Source organism: Candidatus Accumulibacter meliphilus (genome assembly GCF_036625345.1).
In the GTDB taxonomy this organism is placed as follows: Bacteria; Pseudomonadota; Gammaproteobacteria; order Burkholderiales; family Rhodocyclaceae; genus Accumulibacter; species Accumulibacter meliphilus.
On record NZ_JAZKTZ010000008.1, the window covers coordinates 302,797 to 325,261 of the forward strand.

The following is a 22,465-nucleotide window of genomic DNA, read 5'->3' on the forward strand; positions in this document are numbered from 1 at the left end:
TTTTGGCAAAGCGATCGGCGCGCTGCCGCTGGTCGTGTTTCAGAAGCAGTAGGTGTCTATGTTGTCGCAAGCCCTGGCGCAACGCAACGGGCTGTAGCGGTCGTGAGCCGGGAAGCTGGAGAGCGGAAGGCTCGCTACGACACTGCAAGTATTGTGATCGGTCCCGGCCTTGTTCCGGCGCACGCGCTGTGCGGGACATGTCATGACCATTAAAGTTCAAGATTTTTTTTTGTAGATTTGTAATTGATTGTAATTGACTGGCCACGCAAAACGGGTAGATAGTGCGCCTCGCAGCGCTGGGACGTCTAACCAAAAACATGGAGGTGCCTGTGTTCGGTATTCTGGGGATTGTACTTTCGCTGGCGCTGCTGATCGGCCTCGCCTATCGGGGCTGGAACGTGATCGTCCTGGCGCCGATCTGTGCCACCGTCGGGCTGCTCTTTGGCTCGCTCGACGCTCCGGTCATCGCGACCTACACACAGGTCTTCATGCCCGCACTGGGCAACTACCTGATCAAATTCTTCCCGCTGTTCCTGTTGGGCGCCGTCTTCGGCAAGCTGATGGACGACTCCGGCTGCGCGCAGACCATCGCTCACAAGATCGTCGAGTGGACCGGCAGAGAACGCGCGATCATCGCCATTATCCTGGCTTGCGCTGTCCTCACTTACGGCGGTGTGTCGCTTTTCGTCGTTGCTTTCGCCGTCTTCCCGGTCGCCATGCAGATGTTCCGCGAGGGAAACCTGCCGAAAAGGCTGATCCCGGCGTCCATCGCGCTCGGTTCCTTCACTTTCACGATGACGGCACTGCCGGGTACGCCGGCCATTCAGAACGCCATCCCGATCCCCTACTTTCATACCGATACCTTCGCCGCGCCCGGTTTGGGCATCATCGCCGCCCTGGTGATGTTCGTTTGCGGCAGCGCCTGGCTGATGTTTCGCGCGCGGCGTGCGCGCCTTGCCGGGGAAGGCTATGGCGACCACGCCCAGGAGAAGGTGGCAGCCAGTCCAACGCCGACGCCGGCGGGTCAGATGCCTTCCTTCGCAGTGGCGATCATGCCGATCCTGCTGGTGCTGGTGCTCAACTTCGTGTTCAGCAAATACGTGGTCCCGGCAATGGATTCCGACTACCTGGCGCTGCCCAAGTACGGCAAGACAACGGTATCGGCGGTCGGTGGCATCTGGTCGATCATCATGGCCATGCTGATTGCCTGTGTCGTGCTCATCGGCCTGACCTGGAAGCGCTTCCAGAACGTTCGCCAGTCGGTGACCGATGGCGCGCTCGGTTCGATGCTGCCGATCCTCAACGTCGGTTCCGAGGTCGCCTATGGCGCGGTGATCGCCAGTCTGGCTTCTTTCCTGCTCGTCCGGGACTGGCTGATGACCCTGACCGATAACCCGATCATTGGCCTGGCAATCGTGGTCAACGTCCTCGCCGGTATTACCGGATCGTCCTCGGGCGGCATGAGCATCGCCCTGCAGGCCGTCGGGCAGACCTACCTGGAGCTGGCGCAGGCGGCCGGCATCAGCCCGCAGATTCTGCATCGCGTCGCGACGCTCGCTTCGGGAGGGCTTGACGTGCTGCCGCACAGCGGCGCGGTGATTACTCTGCTGGCCATCTGTCAGATGAATCACAGGCAGTCCTACTTCGACATTTTCATGGTCTCGGCTATCTTTCCGCTGACGGCGATGGTGGTGGTGATCGTCCTCAACGGTATGTTCGGCACTTTTTGAGGAGCAAGCCCGTGCGCATGCTTATCGTCTTCCTCGCCGCGCTGCTGGCCTGGGCGCCGCATCTGGGTGCAAGAGAACGGGATGAGCTTCGTCTGCTGGCCGCGGAACTGCCGCCCTATACTTTCCAGATCCCGCCGGTCAGCGTCGGCGACACACCTGGCGTAAAGCAGGGTTTTGTTTATGAGCTGGTGAGCGAAATGGCCAAGCGCGTCGGCCACAGCGGCGTCATCGAGTTCATGCCCTGGGACGCAGCGCAGCGTATCGCTCAGACGCAGCCGAACATCGGCATCCTGGCCCTGACCCGCAGTCCCGAGCGGGAAGACAAGTACAGCTGGCTGGCAAAGCTCTACGCCGACGATCTGGTTGTCGTCGGCGGCGCCGGCATCGACGTGGCGAGCCTCGACAAGGTCAAGGATCGCCCGATCGGCGTGCTCAGCAACTCTGGCGCCGAAGCGCTGCTCGAAGAGCGCGGCTTCAAGCGTATCCGGCCCCATCATGAGGAGTGGATGAACGCGCGCCAGATGCAGCAGCGGCGGATCGACGCCTGGCTCGCACCGCGGTTGATGATCATCTACGGCATGCGCGAGGTCGGCGGCAACCTCGAGGCGCTCAACTTTGGCGAGATCGTGCGCGAGAGCGGGATCTACCTCGCCGGCTCGAAAGATCTGCCCGACGCGGAAGTGCAGAAATGGCAAAAGGCTCTTGAGGAAGTGAAGGCCGACGGCACCTATCAGCGCATTGCCGACCAATACAATCGTCTGAAGATCGAGCCGATACCCGATGACCTGCGGCGGCGTTTCAGCCAGCCGGTGTGGACCAACTGAGGCAGTTTCGACTCATGGCGGGCTTCGCCGACTGGCCTCGAGTGTGGTCCGTACGGCGACGGGTTTTTGGACTTGCCATGGCATGGCAGGAACACGGAGGCTGCTGGCGCGCGACCCGCTTTGGCACTCAGCAAGCGCTCAGGCCGTGCAGCTCGCAGAGCAGACGCTTTACGTAGGCGAGCACGATCCACAGCCAGAAGCTCAGGAAAAACGCAACAAAGGGGAGGTGCCGGTCGAGGACCACTTTCGGTGTTAGCCAGCGGCACACGCCAAGCACCGGTCGGGTAATCACCTCGAACAGCCGATAGATCGGATTGCTGGCACGTCTGGCGCCCGCGAGCAGTGCCACCGCACCTTGCCCGAGCAGCGAGAGCAGGGCGACCTCGACCAGCGCACGCAAGATGGAGACGACAAACAGATCGGGGTGAATCATGCTCATGGTATCTTCGCGCTATCTTCTAAGCCTTGCTGCGGTGGTGTGGGCAGATTAATGTAAAAGTCGCTTAAGCGACTCACGAATCCCCCCTTCTCCCCCCGCGGGAGAAGGGCCGGAGGAAGAGGGGGGGGCGGTCATGACTTTCATGATCCGGGGATCTCGACTGTGATGAGCGTCAATTTCGAGTATCGGCGACATTATGCCCGGGCCTCGTTGTGGCGTCTCTGCGGGCGCGATGAAAAAGCTTTTGCCGAATATCTGATCGCCCATCGTTTGCAGCCCGACGACCTGCCGTCGGCACGTCATCTGGCGTGTATCGCGGCCGAGAGCAAGCGTTACGCGGCGGCCGACAAATGGTTTGCGGAATGTCTGCGCCTGGCGCCCGACGATGCTGATCTGTATTACAACCATGGTTTCGTCCTTGAGCAGGCGGGCTCTTCGCGCGCGGCGATTGCTGCGTTCTCCGAGGCGCTGCGTCGCAAGCCGGCGCTCGATCGTGCGTGGTACGGAAGGGGACTGGCGCATGCTCGTCTCGGCGAACATGCCGCAGCGGCGGAAGCGTTTGCGCACGCGGTCGAATTGCAACCGATGCATGCTGATGCCTACTACCTGTGGGGAATGGCCTGTCATCACGCGGCGTGTCCGCAACAGCTCGAGGAGGTCGTCGAACGCCTGGTCAACTTTGACGCCAAACTCGCTGCCAGGTTGGTGCGTGACGTCGGGCGAGAAGATGATCTTGGCCCGCTTGTTCCCGAAATGCCTTTCTGAGCGACCGGACGCCAGCCGCCGCGTGTCGTATTATCATCATTTTCCTCGCCGGCTTTACTGTGATCGCCGGTCAACCTCATCCAGCATAGGAGAAGCGCATGTCGCTTGATCGTCACCCCATGGCCGCCTCGCTGCGCGTTTCCGATACCGGCAAGGTCGTTTCGGCCCGCGCCGCGGTGCGCCTCATCAATGACGGCGATACCGTCGCCACCGGCGGCTTCGTCGGCATCGGTTTTGCCGAGAATATTGCCGTGGCCATCGAGCAGCGCTTTCTCGAGGCGGCCGCAAGCGACGCTTCCGGGCTCGGCAGTCCACGTGATCTGACGCTGCTCTATGCGGCCGGGCAGGGCGACGGCAAGGAGCGTGGTCTCAATCACTTCGGCCACCATGGCTTGCTGAAGCGTGTTGTCGGTGGTCACTGGGGCCTGGTTCCCAAAATGCAGCAACTTGCGGTGTCCAATAGTATCGAGGCCTACAACCTGCCACAGGGTGTGATCACACACATGTTCCGCGACATCGCGGCAGGCAAGCCGGGAACGATCACCCGTGTCGGACTCGGCACTTTTGTTGACCCGCGTTTTGGCGGCGGCAAGCTGAACGAGAAGACGGCCGTCGACATCGTCCGCCTGATGGAGATCGACGGCGAGGAATACCTGTTTTACAAGTGCTTTCCGATCCACGTCGGCATCATTCGCGGCACCACTGCCGACCCTGATGGCAACGTCACCATGGAACGTGAGGCGCTGACGCTGGAAGCGCAGGCCATTGCCATGGCCGCCAGGAACTCGGGCGGCATCGTCATCGTGCAGGTCGAGCGTATTGCCGAGCGCGGCACGCTGAACCCGCGTCAGGTGAAAATCCCCGGCATTCTGGTCGACTGCGTGGTGGTCGCCGAAAAGCCCGAGTACCACATGCAGACCTTTGTCGAGCAGTACAGTGCGGCTTTCGCTGGCGAGATCAAAGTGCCGATGTCGGCCATAGAGACCATGTCGATGAGCGAGCGCAAGATCATTGCCCGGCGCGCAGCGCTCGAACTGCGCGCCAACGCGGTAGTGAACCTGGGCATCGGCATGCCGGAGGGAGTGGCCAATGTTGCCGCCGAGGAGCAGGTCATCGACTTGCTGACGCTGACCGCCGAGCCCGGTGTGATCGGCGGCATCCCGGCCGGTGGGCTCAGCTTCGGTGCGGCCGTCAATGCCCAGGCGATTATCGATCAGCCCAGCCAGTTCGATTTCTATAATGGCGGTGGCATTGATATCGCTTTCCTGGGCCTGGCCCAGGCCGACCGCGAAGGCAACCTCAACGTTTCCAAATTTGGTCCCCGCCTGGCCGGCGCCGGTGGCTTCATCGACATCTCGCAGAACGCCAAGAAAGTGGTTTTCGTCGGCACTTTTACGGCCGGCAAACTGGAAGTGATGGTCGAAGACGGCAAACTGCGCATTCTCGAAGACGGCAAGGCGAAGAAATTCGTCGCTGCCGTCGAACACCGCACGTTCAGCGGTGAGCAGGCGGTCAAGTGGAACAAACCAGTGCTCTACATTACCGAGCGTTGCGTTTTTCGCCTCTGTGCCGAAGGACTCGAACTGATCGAGATCGCGCCGGGGGTGGACCTGCAGAAGGATATTCTCGACCGGATGGACTTCACGCCGGTGATGCGCGGGGCTCCGGCGCTGATGGAAGCGCGCATTTTCAGCGACGACCCGATGAAGCTGCGCCAGGAATTGCTGGCCATGCCGATGAGCGAGCGCCTCTCGTATGACGCCGACAAGAATCTGTTTTTCATCGATTTTTCCGGCTTGAGCGTGCGCAGCACAGCGGAGATCGAGGAGATTCGGCAAGCGGTCGACAAGCAGTTGACACCGCTCGGTCACAAAGTCAAGACGATCGTCAATTACGACCGCTTCTCGATCCTGCCGGAACTGGTCGACGACTACATCGCGATGGTCAAGGATCTGATGGATCGTCACTACCACGATGTGACCCGCTACACCTCGAGCACTTTCCTGCGCATGAAGCTGGCCGAGGAGTTCGAGAAGCGGCAAGTGGCAGCGCAGGTCTTCGCCAGTGAGGCCGAGGCACATGGGCATTTCCGTACGCCATGAGTCGGTCCGCCTGGCGAGCTGAGGCGGCGGGCTGCCGTGCTTCTTCTCTGCTGGCCGGCTCGCCTTCGGTGTAGGCCGCCGCTCCGCTTGCGCAGGCGATTTGCCGCCGCACGGGCTTCGCTGGGCGGCGTTTCGCCGAGCTGCGCGGCTGCATGTCCTTTGCATTGAGCTTGGCGGCACAGCCGCTTTGCGTCCGCATCCACGAGCTTGCCCTCCGCGTTCGTCTTTTCATGCCGACAGCCTTGCCGTGTGGAGCGATCTGCGGCATGATCTGCCTCTATGACGACGATCGCCAGCATGGTTTTTTTCTTTTATTTTGAGCCGATGAGCCAAGCACGTCGTCCCGTCTCGCCACTGCCGAGCCGCCCGCTGCCAGCGGTTGCGGCGACCTAGCGCGCATGGGGTCGCTGCTACGCCTGATCCGGGAACTCCTGCGAGAAGCTGCGCGAGACCTGGCGCCGACGCTGATCGTTGTCGCCATCTTCCAGGGGTTTTTCATCCAGCGCATGCCCGACAGCGCGGGCGCTCTGGTCGGCGGATTTGCCGCCGTCCTCATCGGTCTCGCCCTGTTTGTGAAAGGGCTGGACGCGGCGATCTTTCCGGCCGGCGAGACGATGGCTTTCGATTTTGCCCGTCGCGGCTCCTTCCTGTGGCTGATGGCTTTTGCCTTTTGCATCAGCTTTGCCTCGGTCGCCGCCGAGCCGGCACTGATGGCCGTGGCCTACAAAGCCGAGGCAGTTTCTGGCGGGAGCATGGGGGCAACGACCCTGCGCATGGTGGCCGCCCTCGCCGTCGGCCTGTCGATCATGGTTGGTGTCTGGCGCATCGTGCTCGGCCATCCGATTGCTCTCTACCTGATTCCAGGCTATCTGATCGTCGTTGGCCTGACTGCGCTTTCGCCTCCGGAACTGGTCGGTCTGGCCTTCGATTCGGGCGGCGTCGTCGCTTCCACGGTCACTGCACCGCTGCTGACTGCCATGGGGGTCGGTCTGGCGGCGACCATTCGTGGCCGCAATCCAATGCTCGACGGCTTCGGTCTGATCGCTTTCGGCGCGCTGGCGCCGATGATCATCATTCAGCTCTACGGCATCCTCTTTTTTGTCCCTGCTGCAGCCGGCACGGCAGTGTTGATCATGCCCTCCATGGACGCGCATCACTTCGGCCCCGTGGAGATGCTCCTCAGCTTTCTGAACATGGTCAAGAACCTCTTGCCGATCATCGCCGTGGTCCTGTTTGCGAGCTTTGTCGTTCTGCGGCGGCCGCTTGCCGACCCCAAGGGCCTGGCGGTGGGAATGCTCTTCGTTGCCGTTGGCCTGTACCTGTTCGACGAAGGGCTGCAAATTGGCCTCTTCCCGCTCGGCGACGAGATGACCAGCGGCCTGATGCAGGACGGCGCGGCGATGTGGGTGCTCTACCTCTACGGCTTTCTGATGGGATTCGCGACGACCATGGCCGAGCCGGCGTTGATTGCGCTCTCGATCAAGGCCGACGAAGTCAGCCTGGGCCAGCTGAAGGGCTTCTGGCTGCGCTCTCTGGTTTCCGTCGGCGTCGGCGTCGGCCTGGTCGTCGGCTGTGCGCGCATCGTAGACGGGACCCCGATTGCCCATTGGCTGATCCCCGGTTACCTGCTGGTGATCGCCATGACCAAGCTCGCGCCGCGTTTCATCATTCCGATCGCCTTCGATTGCGGGGGCGTGACGACGTCGACGGTTACCGTGCCTTTGGTCACCGCACTCGGTGTCGGGCTGGCCGAGCGCACCCCGGGGCGGGACCCGATGATCGACGGCTTCGGTCTGATTGCCTTTGCCTCATTAACGCCCATGATTATAGTCATGTCCTACGGCATCATCGCCACCTTGCTGCAGAAGTCAAGGAAACCCGTCAAGGAGCAAGCTTCATGAAATTCTCTGCTGTCGTGTTGATCGTTCCCGACGAGGACGAAAACAGAGCGGTTGAACTGCTCCAGCAGGCCGGAGCGACCGGCTTTACGATCATCAAGGGCAAGGGCTTGCGGCACAATGAACGCAAGACCTTTCTCGGCCTCGGCCTGGAGCGCAAGGAATCACTGCTGCTGTGCGTCACTGAACAGCAACTGGCGATGCGTATCCTGCGGGCGGTCAAGTTGCAGATGAAGCTCGACCTTCCCGGCGGTGGCCTGGCTTTTTCGATAGCGCTGGGCAGCGTCGTCGGAATCGGGCTGGAGCAGATGAAGCTGTTTCGCCGTGAGGTCGAAGAGGGCCTGTGAGTCGCTGTGCCTCGCGGCCCCGGCGTTTTTCGATTTCTGACCCTGGTCATCAAGTGAAGGAGTTCTAGCAATGCTGGTTGCCGGAATCATGAAAAGAAGCGTCATCACCATCAACCCGCTGGCTACCGTCCGCGAGGCGCTGATGATGATGAAGGAGCGCGGAGTCAAATCGCTGGTTGTCGATAAGCGGCACTCGGGTGATGCTTATGGTTTGATCGCCTATCGCGACGTCGCCAGGGCGGTGATTGCCGACGATGGCGACATCGACCTGCTCAACGTCTATGACATCGCCCAGAAGCCGGCGCTACAGGTTTCGCAACACCTGGAAGTGCGCTACCTGGCGCGGCTGATGATCCAGTACGCCGTGAAGAGCGTGCTGGTCATCGACAACAACGATTTGCAGGGTTTCGTCTCGGATACCGATGTCGTCGGCAGTCTCATCGAACGGGCCGCAAAAGAAACCTAGAGTTCGCCAGCCATGGAAAAAATCATTCGCCGTTATTCAGCTTTCATTCCCCGCTGGTGCCAGGCTTTTGGCGACCACGCGCCTGATCCCGGCGGTGAAGGCCGGGCGGTCGAATGGCTGATTGGCGTCGGCAGCGTTGGCGTTGTCGTCCTGCCCGACATTCGGCGCTTTCTGACCCACGAACTGCTCGGCGCGCAACAGCCCCGACTCGAACTTGGCGCACGCTGCGTACGGCTCAACCAGCGGACCTACGCCGAGATGAATATTCTCGGGCATCCCGGTTACGCCGCCTTGCGCGAGTTGCTGCTCGGTCCTGGTGATGCCTACATGTTCCTCACCTATCATCTGATTTACCCGCCGGGGACGCGGATCATCACCATTTCACGCAAGCCGCCGCTGGCGCTGCTGTACAAGGAAATGGCAGCGCTGCCGATCACTGTTCACGAGTGAGTGGCGGTGCGGCTGGCGAGGCCGGTGCGGACGTTTTAAGCCGACCGCAGTGGCGCTCTCACGCCCGGAAGGCGAACTCGCCGGTGCTATAATCGCGGCTCTTTTCTTCGCGTTTTTCAGATGCTTATCACCCGCCGCCTGGAGTTCGACGCAGGCCACCGCATTCCCGACCACAAGAGCCAGTGTCGTCACCTGCACGGCCACCGCTACGCGCTCGAGATCACGCTTGGCGGTACGATCATTCAGCAGGTGGGTGATCCGGCCAACGGCATGGTGATGGACTTCTCCGCAGTCAAGTCGCTGGCCATGCGGCATCTGGTCGACCTCTGGGATCATGCTTTTCTCGCCTGGGCAGGCGACCAGCCGGTGGTCGACTTCCTGCACTCCTTACCCGAGCACAAGACGGTACTGCTCGATTGCGTGCCGACTGCCGAGAACCTTGCCCAACTGGCGTTTACGATTCTCGACGCGGTCTATCGCGACAGCTACGGCAATCAGCTGCGCCTCGAGCGCGTGCGCCTCTACGAGACGCCCAACTGCTGGGCGGAGGCGCTGCGCGGCTAGGGTACCAGGGCTTCCCGAAGCGCTTCGGCTGGTGCGCGATGCGGACGTATAGCCGTTGATGCTTTAGAATATCGGCATCGCCGCAGTGGGCGGCGTGCGGCGCAGACGAGTTGAGCAGCCCGAGCTGACGACTGCCTCGCCGCCCAACGAGTCAGGTGCAAGGGCCGGCCTGCTGGCCTGCGCGTACCGGAAAGACGCTGATGCCGCACAGAATTCTCAAGGTTCCCGAGCGTGGCATGCTCGACGCTTACGAGCGCGTGCTGTCGTCGCGCAAGTTCATCGCCGACGTCGCCCAACGCACGGCCGCCGAGCGCCTGCAGCGCCTGTACTACGAGCTGCTGTCCTTCAAGGTCGGGCGCAGCAACAAGCTGCGCCGTTTCCTTGCTCCGCCGCCAGTGCCGCGGGGCGTGTATTTCTGGGGAGGTGTCGGTCGCGGCAAGAGCTTCATGATGGATTGCTTTTACGATGCAGTCCCTTATCGCCGCAAGCGGCGGGTACATTTCCACGCTTTCATGCACGACGTCCATCGCCAGCTCAAGCAGTTGAAGGGCGAAAAGGATCCGCTGGCCAGGCTGGCCGAAGGCATTGCCAGCGAGCTGCGGCTGCTCTGTTTTGACGAGTTCCACGTTTCCGATATCGCCGATGCGATGATCCTCAGGCGTTTGCTTGAAGCCCTTTTCGAACGCGGTGTGGTTTTCGTGATGACCTCCAACTACCCGCCCGACCGGCTCTATCCGAATGGCCTGCAGCGCGAAAATTTTCTGCCGACGATTGCCCTGATCAACTCGCGCATGGACGTGCTGGAAATCGATTCCGGCGTCGACTACCGGCTACGGACGCTTGAGCAGGTGGAGATTTTCCACTGCCCGGCGGATACCGCCGCCGAGTCGAAGATGGCCGAGTACTTCACGAGCATTGCGGCCGGGGCGGGAGCGGCCGGCGGCAGCGTCGAGATTCTTGGTCGCCACATTCCGACCGTGCGGCGTGGCAACGGCGTCATCTGGTTCGACTTCAAGTCACTGTGTGGCGGGCCGCGTTCGCAGAACGATTACCTCGAACTGGCGCTCAGCTACCACACGGTGCTGATGTCGGCGATTCCCCGGATGTCGTCGAGCATGGCCTCCGAGGCGCGGCGCTTTACCTGGCTGGTGGATATTTTTTACGATCACAAGGTCAAGCTGATCGCCACTGCCGACTGCGGGCCGGATGAACTCTATACCGAGGGTACGCAGGCCAGCGAGTTCTTTCGCACCGCCAGCCGGCTGACCGAAATGCGCTCCCGCGAATATCTTGGTCTGCCGCATCTCTCCTGATCGGCCGGCGGTCGCAGGACGGGGAGAGAACTCGCCAACGGTCATGAAAGTCATGACCACCCCGTATCTACATTAAAAGAAGTCGAGGTTGACGCAGAGCCGGTTGCCGCCGGCGTCGCGGGCTGCGGCGAGCAGCGAGCGGACGCGTTCGATCAGCGCAGCGGAGTCCTCGCCGGTAAACTCGCTGACGCCTCCGCTGATCGTCAAGGGCTCGGCGTCAGCCCTCGCATGCCGCGTTTCGACCAGTTCACGCAGGCGTTCGAGGCCGATGGTGGCGTCATTGACGCGCACATTCGGCAGGATCAGCAGAAACTTGTCGGCGCGGAAGCGCCCGACCATGTCGGCATCGCGCAGACTTTCACCGCAGAGCTGGCCGATGTCGGCCAGCGCGCGCTCGCCGGCTTGCGCGCCGCGCGCCCTGCACAGCTCCGGCAACTGGTCGACGCCGATCAGGGCGAGTGAGAACGGCGTGCCATAACGCGTCGCGCGGCGGCCCTCGTCGGCGAGCAGGTGCAGGATGTCAGCCTGTGGGTAAACCCCGGTGAGCGGGTTGTGTGCTGCGCGTTGCGCGGCTTCGTTCGTTTGCTTCGGATGCTCGGTGAGGTCGCTCAGCGTCAGCAGAACGCAGCGCAGGCTGCCATCTTCGGCCAACACCGGGAAGGCACTGGCCTTGCAGCGAATGGCGGCTGCCGAAGCATCCTGTTTGATTCCGAGGGTCTGTTGCCAAATCGCTTTCCGGGTGCGCAAGACGCGCACTTCGAGACGCTGGTCGGTGCTCAGCAGCGCGCCGTTGTCGTCTTCCCAGCGTGTTTCCGTATCGCCGAGCAAGCTGCTGGCCTGCGGATTGCGTAGTTGCAGGCCGCCGTCGGCGTTGAAAACCAGCAGCCCGATCGCCAGGTTGTCGAGCAGTGCCGCATAACGTCCAATCTCGGCGTCATCGGCGCAGAGATCGACAAGGGGCAGGCGGAACGGGCTATCGGGCATCGGCGGGCGGTGTGCGTGCAGCAGGATGCTCGTATCCTACCCCAGAAGTCTGGCCGATGCGCGCCAGAAAAGGCCTTAATATCAAGCGCGCATGGCCGGATGGCGTGGGCCCCTCAGGCGGCGGCCAGCGCCTGTTCCAGATCGGCAAGCAGATCGTCGATATGCTCGATGCCGATCGACAGGCGAACCATCTCCTCGGAAACGCCGGCCTTGGCCAGTTCCGCGGGTGCCAGCTGGCGGTGCGTGGTCGACGCCGGGTGGCAGGCGAGCGACTTGCTGTCGCCAATATTGACCAGGCGCGTGAACAGTTGCAGCGCATCCTGGAAGCGTGCCCCCGCTTCCGCGCCGCTGCAGTCGGTGCCCTTGACGCCAAAGGTGAGGATTCCGGAGGCCTTGCCGTGCATGTATTTGTCGACCAGTGCGTGGTCGCGGTGAGCGGGCAAGCCGGCGTAGTTGACCCACGCCACCTTGGCGTGTCCCTGCAGGTAGGCGGCGACTTTTTCGGTGTTGGCACAGATCCGGTCCATGCGCAGCGGCAAGGTTTCCAGCCCCTGCAGGATCAGAAAGACGTTGAACGGCGAAATCGCTGCGCCCATGTTGCGCAGCGGTACGACGCGGGCGCGACCGATGAAGGCCGCCGGGCCGAGCGCTTCGGTATAGACCACGCCGTGGTAGGAAACGTCCGGTTCGTTGAGCCGCCGGAACTTCGCCTTGTGCTCGGCCCAGGGGAAGCGTCCGCTGTCGACGATGATGCCACCGATCGAGTTGCCATGGCCGCCGATGTACTTGGTCAGCGAGTGCACGACGATGTCGGCACCGTGTTCGAACGGCCGGCAGAGGTAGGGCGAGGGGACCGTATTGTCGACGATCAAGGGGATGCCGTGCCGGTGCGCAATTTCCGCCAGTTGCTCGAAATCGGTGACGTTGCCCAGTGGGTTGCCGATCGATTCGCAGTACAAGGCCTTGGTCTTCTCGTCGATCAGCTTTTCGAAGCTGGCCGGATCGGCGTAATCGGCGAAGCGCACTGCGAGCCCGTACTGCGGCAGGGTATGGGCGAAGAGGTTGTAGGTGCCGCCGTACAGGGTCGAGGCCGAGACGATGTTGTCGCCGGCCTCGCTGATGGTCAGGATGGCGTAGGTGATTGCCGCCTGCCCGGAAGCGACGGCCAGCGCGCCGATGCCTCCTTCAAGGGCGGCAACGCGCTTCTCGAGGACGTCCTGCGTCGGGTTCATGATCCGCGTGTAGATGTTGCCGGCCACCTTGAGATCGAAAAGGTCGGCGCCATGCTGCGTGCTGTCGAACGAATACGAGGTCGTCTGATAGATCGGCACTGCGACGGCCTTGGTCGTTGCTTCAGGGCTGTAGCCGGCGTGCACGGCGAGGGTTTCGAGTTTCATGCGCTTCCTCTCTGGGTGGGTTTTTTCGGAGTTTGGACTGGGCAGCATCTTAGCACTACGGATTGCCTCCTTTTGCTGGCCGAGCGCTGCGCTCGCCGTGGCGGTGAGTCGGGTGGCACGGGCTTTGACGGCAAGAAGCGGCCAGCGGGGGAAAACACTGTCGAGAAATTTTACAGCCGTGTTCCTGACGCGCACGGGAATAAGCAATAAAGCAGTCGCTTGTCGTTGTGGTATGAAATTTGCTTAAAGGACCTCGGCCACCCATTTCGTGTACCTGAAAACAATAAGCGATCGGGATGGCCGTTGTCGATAGCAAAGGAGGAGGGTGTGGACCGCGCAAGACACGGTGTTTTCGTCTTGTTGCTGGCTTCATTGTGTGCCGGTGCTGCGAAAGCCGCATCGGCATGTTTTTTTGTCGTGGTTTTGCGCGACTGGCTGCCTGGAGTCGGCAGTGCAGCGGCGCCCGAGTTCACGCCGCCAGCAGCTCGCCGAGGCGGCGAACTGCGTTCTCGATCTCCGGCGTATGCGGGTTGCCGCAGTTGAGTCGCAGGCAGTTGCGGTACATGCCGCTGGCCGAAAACAGTTCTCCGGGCACGTAGGCCACGCCGGCCGCGATGGCGCGGTCGTAGAGGGCGGTGGTGTCCACCTTGTCGGGCAGTTCGACCCACAGCACGAAGCCGCCCAGCGGTTGCGTCATGCGCGTCGCCGGCGGGAAGTGTCTGGCCACCGCCGCGCGCATGGCGTCGACCTGGCGCTCGTAAATGCGTCGCAGGCCACGCAGGTGACGATCGTAGGAGCCCGATTCGAGGTACTCGGCGACGACCATCTGGGTGATCGGATTGGTGCCGCCGCTACTCACCGTCTTGTGCAGCGCGACCTGCCGCCGGTAGCGGCCGGCAGCGACGAAACCGAGACGCAGCGACGGTGACAGCGACTTTGAAAAGGACGAGCAGAGCAGCACATTTCCCGCCTTGTCGAAAGCTTTGATCGGTCGCGGCGGTTTGTTGCCGAAGTACAGATCGCCGTAGATGTCATCTTCAATTACCGCAACGCCGCGTTCGGCGGTCAGCTTTGCGAGTCGGCGCTTGTGCTCGTCGGGCATCATGCTGCCGAGCGGGTTGCTGGCGTTGGGCACCAGCAGACAGGCCCTTACCTGGCCGTCGCGGGTGGCCAGATCGAGCGCCTCGATCGACAGGCCGGTGCGCGGATCGGTCGGGATTTCCAGGGCTTTCAGCCCCAGCGTTTCGAGCAACTGGAGCATCAGGTGATAACTCGGGGACTCGACGACCACGGTGTCGCCACGATCGGTTACCGCGCGCAGGCAGAGGCCCAGTGCTTCGGTACAGGAGTTGGTGATCACAAACTCTTCGGCCGCCAGCGGCCCGGCCCAGCCGACCGAGCGCAGCACCAGCTGACGGATCAGCGCCGCCTCGTCCATGTTGATGTGGCTGGCGCCTTCGAGTAGGCGCGGGTGGCGCCGCGCGACGCTGCCGTAGAGCCGCTGCAACGCGGCCAGCGGCAGCAGCGTCGACGCGGGCAGGGCGGCGCCCAGCGGCGCGACGCCCGGCTTGTTGCCGGTCTGCAGCGCCCGCATCAGGCGCTGGCTGACATCGACCGGTACCGCTTCCTCGGGGGTCGTGCGCGCGTTCGGCTGTTCGTGGGGCGCAGGCGCATGGCGGACGAAATAGCCGGACTGCGGGCGGGCCTCGACGAGGCCGCGATCTTCGAGCTGATGCAGTGCCTGCAGCACCGTCGACACCGACAGTTGCCGCTCGCGCGACAGACGCCGCACCGACGGCAGGCGTTCGCCCGGGCGCAGATTGCCGCCGGCGATGATGCTGCTCAGATCCTCGGCCAGTCGTTCGTAGCGCATGAGTTCATGTTGCATGGGTTTCACCAATACAGTTGTCGCAAATCTTGATCGGTACAATTCGTAATGATGCGAACTGTGCTGGTCACAATTCTGCCAAGTTGTCACTGTTTTATCAAGGCCCGCTGGCCTACACTGTGTCTCATCAGAACAGAAACACGGGAGTTGGCCATGGACTTTGACTTGTACAACAGCGAGCTGTATCTCGCCCACAACGCACCGGTCAGGCTGATGTCTGCCAAGGGCGTGCGTATCGTCTGCACCGCTGGCCGGGTCTGGCTGACCGTCGAAGGCGAAGCCGGGGATTTCCTGCTCGCCGCGGGTGAGAGCCATCTGGTCGAGGGTCATGGTCTCGCCTTGCTGGAGGCGATCGGCGACGGGCGCGTCCGCTTCGAGCTGGCGGTGAAGCCCTGGCAGCGGCTGCTGCTCGCCCCCCTGCAAGAGATCTGGCAGCGGCGTCAGCGCTCGCCACAGCTCGACCGCCGCCTGCTTCACCCCGGGTCGCCTCTTGCCGGCTAGGAAGGCCGGGGGCTCGATGGCCGGAAAGCAGACGTACGTGAGCGTCTGGCCCAGGGGCAGGGCGTCGGCGAAATCGCCCGCTTCTTCGCTTTGCCGCTGGCAGAGATCGAGGCGGTGATTGGCGAGCTGCCGTCGCCGTCCTGAGCGCGTCGCCCCATCACTTGTCGGCGCCGGCGTTCATCCACGTCGTCGGCTCGACGCCGACGTTTTTCCTTGCGTCGCTCAGCCACATCTGGCCATCACTGATCATGCAGGCGATGTTCATGCCGCGTTCGGCCAGCGTCGCGAGTTCGCTCGTCGCTTCGCGCGGTAGCTGGAAAATGCTCAGGTTCTCGCAGCGGGCGAGTGCCTTGCCGATTTTCGCCCACCAGATGCCGGCCTTGTTGCCACCATACGCATAGACGACGACCTGCCGCGCGCGGCCGCAGGCCTTGCGGAGGTGTTTTTCATCGGGTAGGCCGACATCGATCCATAAATCAATTTCATTGGTCGGCGATTTTTGCCAGAGATCCGGTTCGCCTTCGGTGGACAGCCCGGTAGTGAACTGCAGGCTGTCGCTGGCATGCAGGGCAAAGGCCAGGAGGCGGACCATCATTCGTTCGTCGGTTTCGGAGGGATGGCGGGCGAGGGTCAGCGCGTGCGTGGCATAGTAGCCGCGATCGGTATCGGAAATGCTCAGTTCAGCTTTGAAAATGGTGGCTTTCAGTGCCATGCGCGGGCTCCCGTGAAGGCCGCCAGTGTGCGCGAAAGGCGAGGCTCGAACAAGTTGCCGATCGACCAGAAGGTGGCGCACCGGCATTGCCGGGAGCGCAACGCGCTGCCGCTGGCGACATTGCCACGTCGTCAGAAAAAACCCTGATTGACCGCCGTTTACTGCCGCACCTATACTCGTCATGCGGCTATTGAATGGTCGTGCCCGAGAGGGCGCTATGTGCCGCGCAGGTGGCGGCTTCGTGCGGTGCGTGCGCGGGCTGGCGGCGGAGGTCGTAAATGGCATGGTTCAGCTTTCAACGTAGCGCAGTGCTTTCACTGTTCGCTGGTCTGGCCTTGACCGCCTGGGCGGCGCAGTGGGCTGCCGGCGTCGTGGAAAGCGAGGCCCGACAGGAATTTCAACAGGCGTCGGCGATACGGGTGTTGCAGGTCGACAAACGACTCGATGCCTACCACGGCGTCCTGCGTGGACTGCAGGGCTTCTTTGCCGGCTCGACCGAAGTCGACCGTGGCGAGTTCCATCGCTATGTCGCCCGTCTCGAACTCAAGAAGCGCCTCCCCGGCTTTCAGGTGGTCGGCTTCGCGCGCCGCGTTGCGCTCGCCGAGCGTGCTGCGTTCCTTGCCACTGTGCGTTCGGATCGTCGCCTCGTTGCCGAAGGGTATCCGGCATTTGCGCTCCGCCCGCAGGGTGAGCGGCCGGAGTACCTGGCCATCGAGTACATTGAACCGGCGCAAGATAACGAAGCCGCCATGGGCTTTGATCTGCTCAGCGAAAACGCGCGTCGAGATGCCATCGAGCGCGCGCGCGCGACTGGTGCAGCGGCGGCTACGGCGCCGCTGACCCTGGTTCAGGAAACCGGCCGGCAGACGAGCTTTTTGCTGATCGTGCCGATTTATCGTAATGCGGCGTCGATCGCGACGATGGAAGAGGGACAGGCAGCTTTCCTGGGCGTCGTTTACGCGGCCTTTCGCATGGAGGATCTGGCCCGCGGCATTTTCGGAGACGATGTGCAGCGCCTCGACCTGTCGGTCGACGATGTCGGCCTCGTCGGCACCGCCGCTGGCGGTGTTGCCGACGCGCAGCCCCTGCTGCGCCTGACGTCCTCGACGAGCAAGTCCGAGGGCGCGTCTTACAGCAGCGAAAGAGTGCTCGATTTCGCCGGTCGACAGTGGCGCCTGCGCATCGACGCCAGCGACGCGCAGGCGGTAGTCAAGCGTACCTCCACGGTGGTTCTCGCTGGCGGTGCGCTGATCAGCATGCTGATGTTCGCCCTCCTGCAGTCCTTCGCCGGATCGCGCGCGCGCGCGCTCGAACTGGCCGACGCCATGACCCACGAACTGCGCGAATCGGAGGCCCGTACCCGAGCCGTGCTCGACAACACTCTCGATGCGATCATCACCATCGACGAGCAGGGGCTGATCGAAAGCTTCAATCTGGCAGCCGAGAGGCTGTTCCGCTACACCACCACGGAGGTACTCGGGCACAATGTCAAGATGCTGATGCCCGCGCCTTACGCCGACGCCCATGACGGCTATCTCCGTGCTTATCGGCAAACCCGGGTGCGCAAGATCATTGGTATCGATCGCGAAGTCCTTGGCCAGCGTGCCGACGGTAGTTGTTTTGCGATGGAGTTGGCGGTGACCGAGGTGATCGTGAACGACCGCCGTCGTTTCATCGGGCTGGCGCGCGACATTACCGAACGCAAGAAAATGGAGCAACTCAAGACCGAGTTCGTGTCCACGGTCAGCCATGAGCTGCGCACGCCGCTGACGTCGATTCGTGGTTCGCTGGGTCTGCTCGAAGGCGGCATCGGTGGTCAACTGCCGGCGCCGGCGAAAGCGCTGATCGGTATCGCCGCCAACAACTGCGATCGCCTGGTCGACCTGATCAACGATATTCTCGATATTGAAAGAATTGCCTCGGGCAGGATGAACTTCCAGTTCGCCACGCAGCCGCTGCTGCCCTTGATCGAGCAGGCGCTGGAGGCGAACCAGGGTTTTGCCGTACAGCATGAGGTGCGCCTCGAACTCGTCGCCCGCCCGGCCCAGGGCAGGGCGCGCATCGACGCCGACCGTTTTCTGCAGGTGCTTGCCAATCTGCTGTCGAACGCGGCCAAGTTTTCGCCGCCTGGCGAGGCGGTCGAGGTCTCCTTGCTGCGCCGCGGCGATCGCCTGCGCATAGAAGTTGCCGATCATGGCCCAGGCATCCCGGAGGCGTTTCGGGCGCGGATTTTCGAGAAGTTTTCGCAGGCCGACGGGTCGACGACGCGCGCCAGGGGCGGTTCGGGTCTTGGCCTGTCGATCTCGAAGGCGCTGGTCGAGCGCATGGGCGGTGCCATCGGCTTCAGCAGCGAGCCGGGTCAGGGCGCCCGCTTCTGGTGCGAGTTTCCCGAGGTCATGGCCGAGAGCGCGTCAATGATCGTGCCGCTGGCGAGCGCCGACGCGCCACGGGTACTCGTTTGCGCAGACGATGCTGACGTCGCGCAGCTTCTGGCGACGGTGTTGAAGCGCGCCGGATACGAGGTCGATCTGGCAGCAAGTGCGGGGCAGGCCGGAGAGTATCTCGGCAGCCGGCAGTACGCGGCGATGACGCTCGATATGGGCCTGCCCGACGAGACCGGCAGCGACCTGCTGAGCAGCCTGCGTGCCGCCAAGGGCGGTTTCGAGGTGCCGGTAGTGGTTATCTCGGGATCGCACGATCTGGCGACGCCAGCGCTCGGTGGCGCCCTGGCGGTGGTCGACTGGCTCGACAAGCCGGTCGATGTACAGCGACTCACCGCCGCGCTGAAGCGGGCGATTCACGGGCCGGCGTCGCGGTGCGCGCGCATCCTGCATGTCGAGGACGACGCCGATCTGGTGCACATCGTTGCCGCGCAGTTCGGCAGCCTGGCAGAAATCATTGCGGCGCGTACGTTGTCCACAGCCAAGGACGAGCTGGCGGCGCGGACTTTCGATGTGGTCATTCTCGACCTTGGCTTGCCGGACGGCTCGGGGCTGGAACTTCTGCCAGTGATCCAGGGACTGGAGCATCCGCCACCGGTGGTCGTCTTTTCTGCCAGCGACACCGCGACCCGAGTCGATGTGCAGCAGGCAGTCGCTGCCAGCCTCGTCAAGTCGCGTACCTCCAACGAGCGGCTGTTGCAGATCGTCCGTGAGTTGACGCAGCCGACGCAAGCGGCTGAAGCAGCCGGAGCCCGGCGGCAGCTGGTGACGGCCGGCAGGGAAGAGCAGGAGATGCATGACAATAAGGAGAACGACGATGAGCGCTAGCTTGCAACGGATACTTTACGTCGAGGACGAAGTCGATATTCGCACGGTCGCCAAGTTGGCGCTCGAAGCCGTCGGTGGTTTCGAGGTCGAGGTCGCCGCTTCCGGCGATGAGGCGCTGCTGCGCGTGCGCGACTTCGCGCCCGATCTGCTGCTGCTCGACGTCATGATGCCGGGCATGGACGGGCCGGCGACCTTGCGCGCCTTGCGTGCGCAGGCGCAAACGGAGTTCGTGCCGGCGATTTTCATGACCGCGCGCGCGTTGCCCGGCGAGGTCGCGGCGCTCAAGGCAGAGGGCGCCTTGGGCGTGATTACCAAGCCTTTCGATCCGTTGGCGCTGGCCGATCAGCTGCGCATGTTCTGGGAGGCTCGCGATGCCTGAATTGCCCGCCGCTGCTGGCGCCCAACTGGCGGCGCAACTGGCCGAGCTGGGCGAGGAATTCCAGCGCTCGCTGCCGGCGCGAGTGGGCCAGATCGAGGCTGCAGTGATGGCTCTCGGCGCGAGCTGGGGGGAGTGTGCGGATGGGGAGGGTTGGCGGTGCGGCGAGAGTTGCGAAGCGGCGCTGCGCGAACTGTCTGCCGCCGCGCATGGCCTCGCCGGCGCCGCCGGAACTTTCGGCTATCCCGCGCTCGGCGCCACGGCTCTCCAGATGGAGGCACTGGCACGCCAGCTGCAGGCCGATCCGGCAGCACGAGTGGTGGGCAGTGCCAGTGCCAGGGAGACTTTCGCGCGGCTTCTGGCGACGCTGAAGGCGGCGGTGGACGCGGCACCGTTGCTGATCAGCGCGGCAGTGAGCGCCGCAAGCGTCGGCGGTTTGGCGACTGCTCCGGCGCCGCGGCCGGCGCCTGTGCTGGTCGTCGGGGACGACGAATGAGCGCCAGCGCCTTGCTCGCGATGCTCGCCAAGCGCCTGGGCCGCAATCGCGTCGACTTTGGCGGCGCACTCCTCGGAGACAAGACATGAACGACAGCATGCCGGCGGGCAAACGCATCCTGGTCGTCGAGGACGATGCACTCGTTGCCCGGGCCCTGGCGCTGCGCCTGGCCGCGCTCGGTTACGCTATCGCCGGGCCGGTGGCCTCTGGCGAAGAGGCTGTGGCTGCGGCGGCGCGTGAGCGGCCCGACCTGGTGTTGATGGACATCGTTCTACCTGGCGCCGTAGACGGCATCGACGCGGCGCGGGTGATTATCGACGAGCAACGTGTGCCACTGCTCTATCTGACCGCCTACGCCGACGAGGAGCGCTTCGCGCGTGCGCGCATCACCGCGCCGCATGCTTATCTCATCAAACCCTATAGCGACCGCGAGCTGCAATTGGCGATTGAGCTGGCGCTGCAGCGGCACCAGCACGAGGCCTTGTTGCTTCTCGAAGCCGAGCACCAGGAGCGCCGTATCGACGAATTGGCGACCACGCTGGCGGCGCTCGTCGAAGGTTCGACCGACTGCATCTCCGCCAAGGATTCCGACGGCCGCTACATCCTCTGCAACCGTGCCGTGGAAAGTTTGCTCGGCCGGCAGCGCCAGGACATTCTCGGCCATCGTGACGAGGAGTTCTTCCCGGCCGGGATGGCTGCACGCCTGCGCGCCGACGACCAACGCCTGATGTCGGCGGTGGCGACCGAGACCTGCGAGGAAGAAATCAGCGGCGCCGCAGGCGGCGAGCGCACCTACCTGACGACCAAGGGCTGTCTGCGCATTGCCGGCGAGACGGTGGGCGTCTTCGCCATTGCCCGCGACATCAGCGGACGCAAGGAAGCCGAGCGGCGTCTGCGCCGGTTGAGTGGTTTTTTCAACGCCGTTGCGCAGATCAACCAGGCGATCATGCACGCCGAATCGGCCGCGGCCTTGCTGGTCAGCGCCTGCAAAATCGTCGTCCGCCACGGCGAAGTCGACGGTGCCTGGGTCGGCCTGCTCGACGCCGACGGCTGGATCGAGGTCGTCGCCGATTCCGGCATGGCCGGCGAATACCTGCGCGGGCTGCGCATTTCGATCGACGCGCAGCGGGCGGAGGGGCACGGCCCTAACGGCGCTGCCATGCGCGATGGCCGCCCGGCGATCTGCAACGACTTCCTGAACGACCCGCGTACGGGCCCCTGGCAGGAACGTGCCAGGGCGGCGGGTATCGCCGCTGCGGCGGTGTTTCCGATCCGCCGCGCTGGCGCCGTGGTCGGCGTTTTCAGCCTCTACGCTGGCGAAGTCGCTTATTTCGACGAGGAATTGATCGAACTGCTCGGCGAGTTGGCCAGCGACATCTCCTTCGCGCTCGATAAATTCAGCGCCGATGAGCGTCGGCAGCGTGCCGAGGCTGAATTGCACAGCGCTCTCGATCGCCTGCACGAGGTCTCGGCACGGCTGATCGGCGTGCAGGAAGAGGAGCGGCGGCGCCTGGCCCGCGATTTGCACGACGACATCGGCCAGAACCTGACGATGATAAAAATCGTGCTGCTAGGCATGCGACCCTGGTCTACGGGCGGCGACCGCGACGAAGTTCAGGAAGCCGCCGACATCGCCGATCGCACCCTGCAGCGTGTACGCGCCCTGTCGGTCGAGCTACGCCCGCCGCAGCTCGACGACCTAGGTCTGGTGCCGGCACTGCGCGCGCATCTCGACAACACCTGCCGCCAGGCCGGAATCGAGGCCCGCTTTATTGCCGACGAAGGCATGCCGCAGCCGCCGGAGGAGATTGCCATCGCCTGCTTCCGTATCGCCCAGGAGGCGCTGAACAATGCCGTCCGCCACGCCGGCGCGAGTGCGCTGGTGCTCGAACTGCGGCTTGCAAAAGGCTCCCTGGTGCTGTCCGTGCGCGACGATGGCCGTGG

At 63.4% G+C, this 22,465-nt stretch carries 20 protein-coding genes; 15 read left to right on the plus strand and 5 right to left on the minus strand.

Annotation, left to right across the window (positions count from 1 at the left end; all coding sequences use genetic code 11):
- Positions 1-329 precede the first annotated feature (329 nt).
- Both V5B40_RS17955 and V5B40_RS17960 read left to right on the plus strand, forming a co-directional pair.
- Positions 330-1,730: a GntP family permease gene (locus tag V5B40_RS17955; RefSeq protein WP_332355765.1), complete on the plus strand. Its 1,401-nt coding sequence runs from the start codon at positions 330-332 to the stop codon at positions 1,728-1,730.
- A 17-nt stretch (positions 1,731-1,747) separates the two neighbouring features.
- Complete coding sequence (locus V5B40_RS17960) at positions 1,748-2,554, plus strand: substrate-binding periplasmic protein (RefSeq protein WP_332355794.1); 807 nt, start codon at positions 1,748-1,750, stop codon at positions 2,552-2,554.
- 127 nt (positions 2,555-2,681) lie between these two features.
- Here the strand turns inward: V5B40_RS17960 and V5B40_RS17965 are convergent, their stop codons facing one another.
- On the minus strand, positions 2,682-2,993 hold the full coding sequence (locus V5B40_RS17965) for a hypothetical protein (RefSeq protein ID WP_332355766.1): 312 nt from the start codon (positions 2,991-2,993) through the stop codon (positions 2,682-2,684).
- A 165-nt stretch (positions 2,994-3,158) separates the two neighbouring features.
- On the opposite strand from V5B40_RS17965, the gene V5B40_RS17970 reads away from it, so the two are divergent.
- From V5B40_RS17970 to zapE, 8 genes are all read left to right on the plus strand, one after another.
- Complete coding sequence (locus tag V5B40_RS17970) at positions 3,159-3,758, plus strand: tetratricopeptide repeat protein (protein ID WP_332355767.1); 600 nt, start codon at positions 3,159-3,161, stop codon at positions 3,756-3,758.
- Positions 3,759-3,856: 98 nt separating this feature from the next.
- The gene (locus tag V5B40_RS17975) at positions 3,857-5,860 is read left to right on the plus strand and encodes an acyl CoA:acetate/3-ketoacid CoA transferase (RefSeq protein WP_332355768.1); all 2,004 of its coding nucleotides are present in this window, start codon (positions 3,857-3,859) and stop codon (positions 5,858-5,860) included.
- Between the two features lie 398 nt (positions 5,861-6,258).
- Complete coding sequence (locus V5B40_RS17980; protein WP_332355769.1) at positions 6,259-7,761, plus strand: DUF1538 domain-containing protein; 1,503 nt, start codon at positions 6,259-6,261, stop codon at positions 7,759-7,761.
- A complete protein-coding gene (locus V5B40_RS17985; protein WP_169065759.1) occupies positions 7,758-8,105 on the plus strand; it encodes a P-II family nitrogen regulator in 348 nt (115 codons plus the stop codon). Before V5B40_RS17980 ends, V5B40_RS17985 begins: the two co-directional genes overlap by 4 nt.
- 70 nt (positions 8,106-8,175) lie before the next feature.
- The gene (locus tag V5B40_RS17990) at positions 8,176-8,571 is read left to right on the plus strand and encodes a CBS domain-containing protein (protein WP_332355770.1); all 396 of its coding nucleotides are present in this window, start codon (positions 8,176-8,178) and stop codon (positions 8,569-8,571) included.
- A 12-nt stretch (positions 8,572-8,583) separates the two neighbouring features.
- On the plus strand, positions 8,584-9,021 hold the full coding sequence (locus V5B40_RS17995; protein ID WP_332355771.1) for a hypothetical protein: 438 nt from the start codon (positions 8,584-8,586) through the stop codon (positions 9,019-9,021).
- Positions 9,022-9,141: 120 nt separating this feature from the next.
- Positions 9,142-9,585: a 6-pyruvoyl trahydropterin synthase family protein gene (locus V5B40_RS18000; protein WP_332355772.1), complete on the plus strand. Its 444-nt coding sequence runs from the start codon at positions 9,142-9,144 to the stop codon at positions 9,583-9,585.
- Positions 9,586-9,785: 200 nt separating this feature from the next.
- Entirely contained in the window at positions 9,786-10,898 is a 1,113-nt protein-coding gene (gene zapE, locus V5B40_RS18005; protein ID WP_332355773.1) for a cell division protein ZapE, read from the plus strand.
- 72 nt (positions 10,899-10,970) lie between these two features.
- Here zapE and V5B40_RS18010 read toward each other — a convergent pair whose 3' ends face one another.
- The 3 genes from V5B40_RS18010 to V5B40_RS18020 all read right to left on the minus strand — a co-directional run bounded on the left by V5B40_RS18010 (position 10,971) and on the right by V5B40_RS18020 (position 15,167).
- Positions 10,971-11,882: a GGDEF domain-containing protein gene (locus V5B40_RS18010; protein ID WP_332355774.1), complete on the minus strand. Its 912-nt coding sequence runs from the start codon at positions 11,880-11,882 to the stop codon at positions 10,971-10,973.
- Positions 11,883-11,995: 113 nt separating this feature from the next.
- Positions 11,996-13,279 carry an O-acetylhomoserine aminocarboxypropyltransferase/cysteine synthase family protein gene (locus V5B40_RS18015; protein ID WP_332355775.1) on the minus strand — a complete coding sequence of 428 codons (1,284 nt, stop codon included), beginning with the start codon at positions 13,277-13,279 and terminating at the stop codon, positions 11,996-11,998.
- Between the two features lie 469 nt (positions 13,280-13,748).
- Complete coding sequence (locus tag V5B40_RS18020; protein ID WP_332355776.1) at positions 13,749-15,167, minus strand: PLP-dependent aminotransferase family protein; 1,419 nt, start codon at positions 15,165-15,167, stop codon at positions 13,749-13,751.
- A gap of 153 nt (positions 15,168-15,320) precedes the next feature.
- Here V5B40_RS18020 and V5B40_RS18025 point away from each other — a divergent pair, with 153 nt between their 5' ends.
- Entirely contained in the window at positions 15,321-15,668 is a 348-nt protein-coding gene (locus V5B40_RS18025; protein ID WP_332355777.1) for a DUF2917 domain-containing protein, read from the plus strand.
- A 157-nt stretch (positions 15,669-15,825) separates the two neighbouring features.
- Here V5B40_RS18025 and V5B40_RS18030 read toward each other — a convergent pair whose 3' ends face one another.
- Positions 15,826-16,380, minus strand: a complete 555-nt coding sequence (locus V5B40_RS18030; RefSeq protein ID WP_332355778.1) for a YaeQ family protein — start codon at positions 16,378-16,380, stop codon at positions 15,826-15,828.
- 278 nt (positions 16,381-16,658) lie between these two features.
- Between V5B40_RS18030 and V5B40_RS18035 the strand changes: the two genes are divergently transcribed.
- From V5B40_RS18035 to V5B40_RS18050, 4 genes are all read left to right on the plus strand, one after another.
- Positions 16,659-19,649, plus strand: a complete 2,991-nt coding sequence (locus V5B40_RS18035) for a CHASE domain-containing protein (RefSeq protein ID WP_332355779.1) — start codon at positions 16,659-16,661, stop codon at positions 19,647-19,649.
- Positions 19,639-20,028 (plus strand): response regulator, encoded by a 390-nt coding sequence (locus tag V5B40_RS18040; protein ID WP_332355780.1) that lies wholly within the window; start codon positions 19,639-19,641, stop codon positions 20,026-20,028. Before V5B40_RS18035 ends, V5B40_RS18040 begins: the two co-directional genes overlap by 11 nt.
- Positions 20,021-20,521 (plus strand): Hpt domain-containing protein, encoded by a 501-nt coding sequence (locus V5B40_RS18045; protein ID WP_332355781.1) that lies wholly within the window; start codon positions 20,021-20,023, stop codon positions 20,519-20,521. Before V5B40_RS18040 ends, V5B40_RS18045 begins: the two co-directional genes overlap by 8 nt.
- Before the next feature lie 85 nt (positions 20,522-20,606).
- Positions 20,607-22,465 (plus strand): GAF domain-containing protein (locus tag V5B40_RS18050; RefSeq protein WP_332355782.1); only part of this gene is annotated, 1,859 nt, incomplete at its 3' end.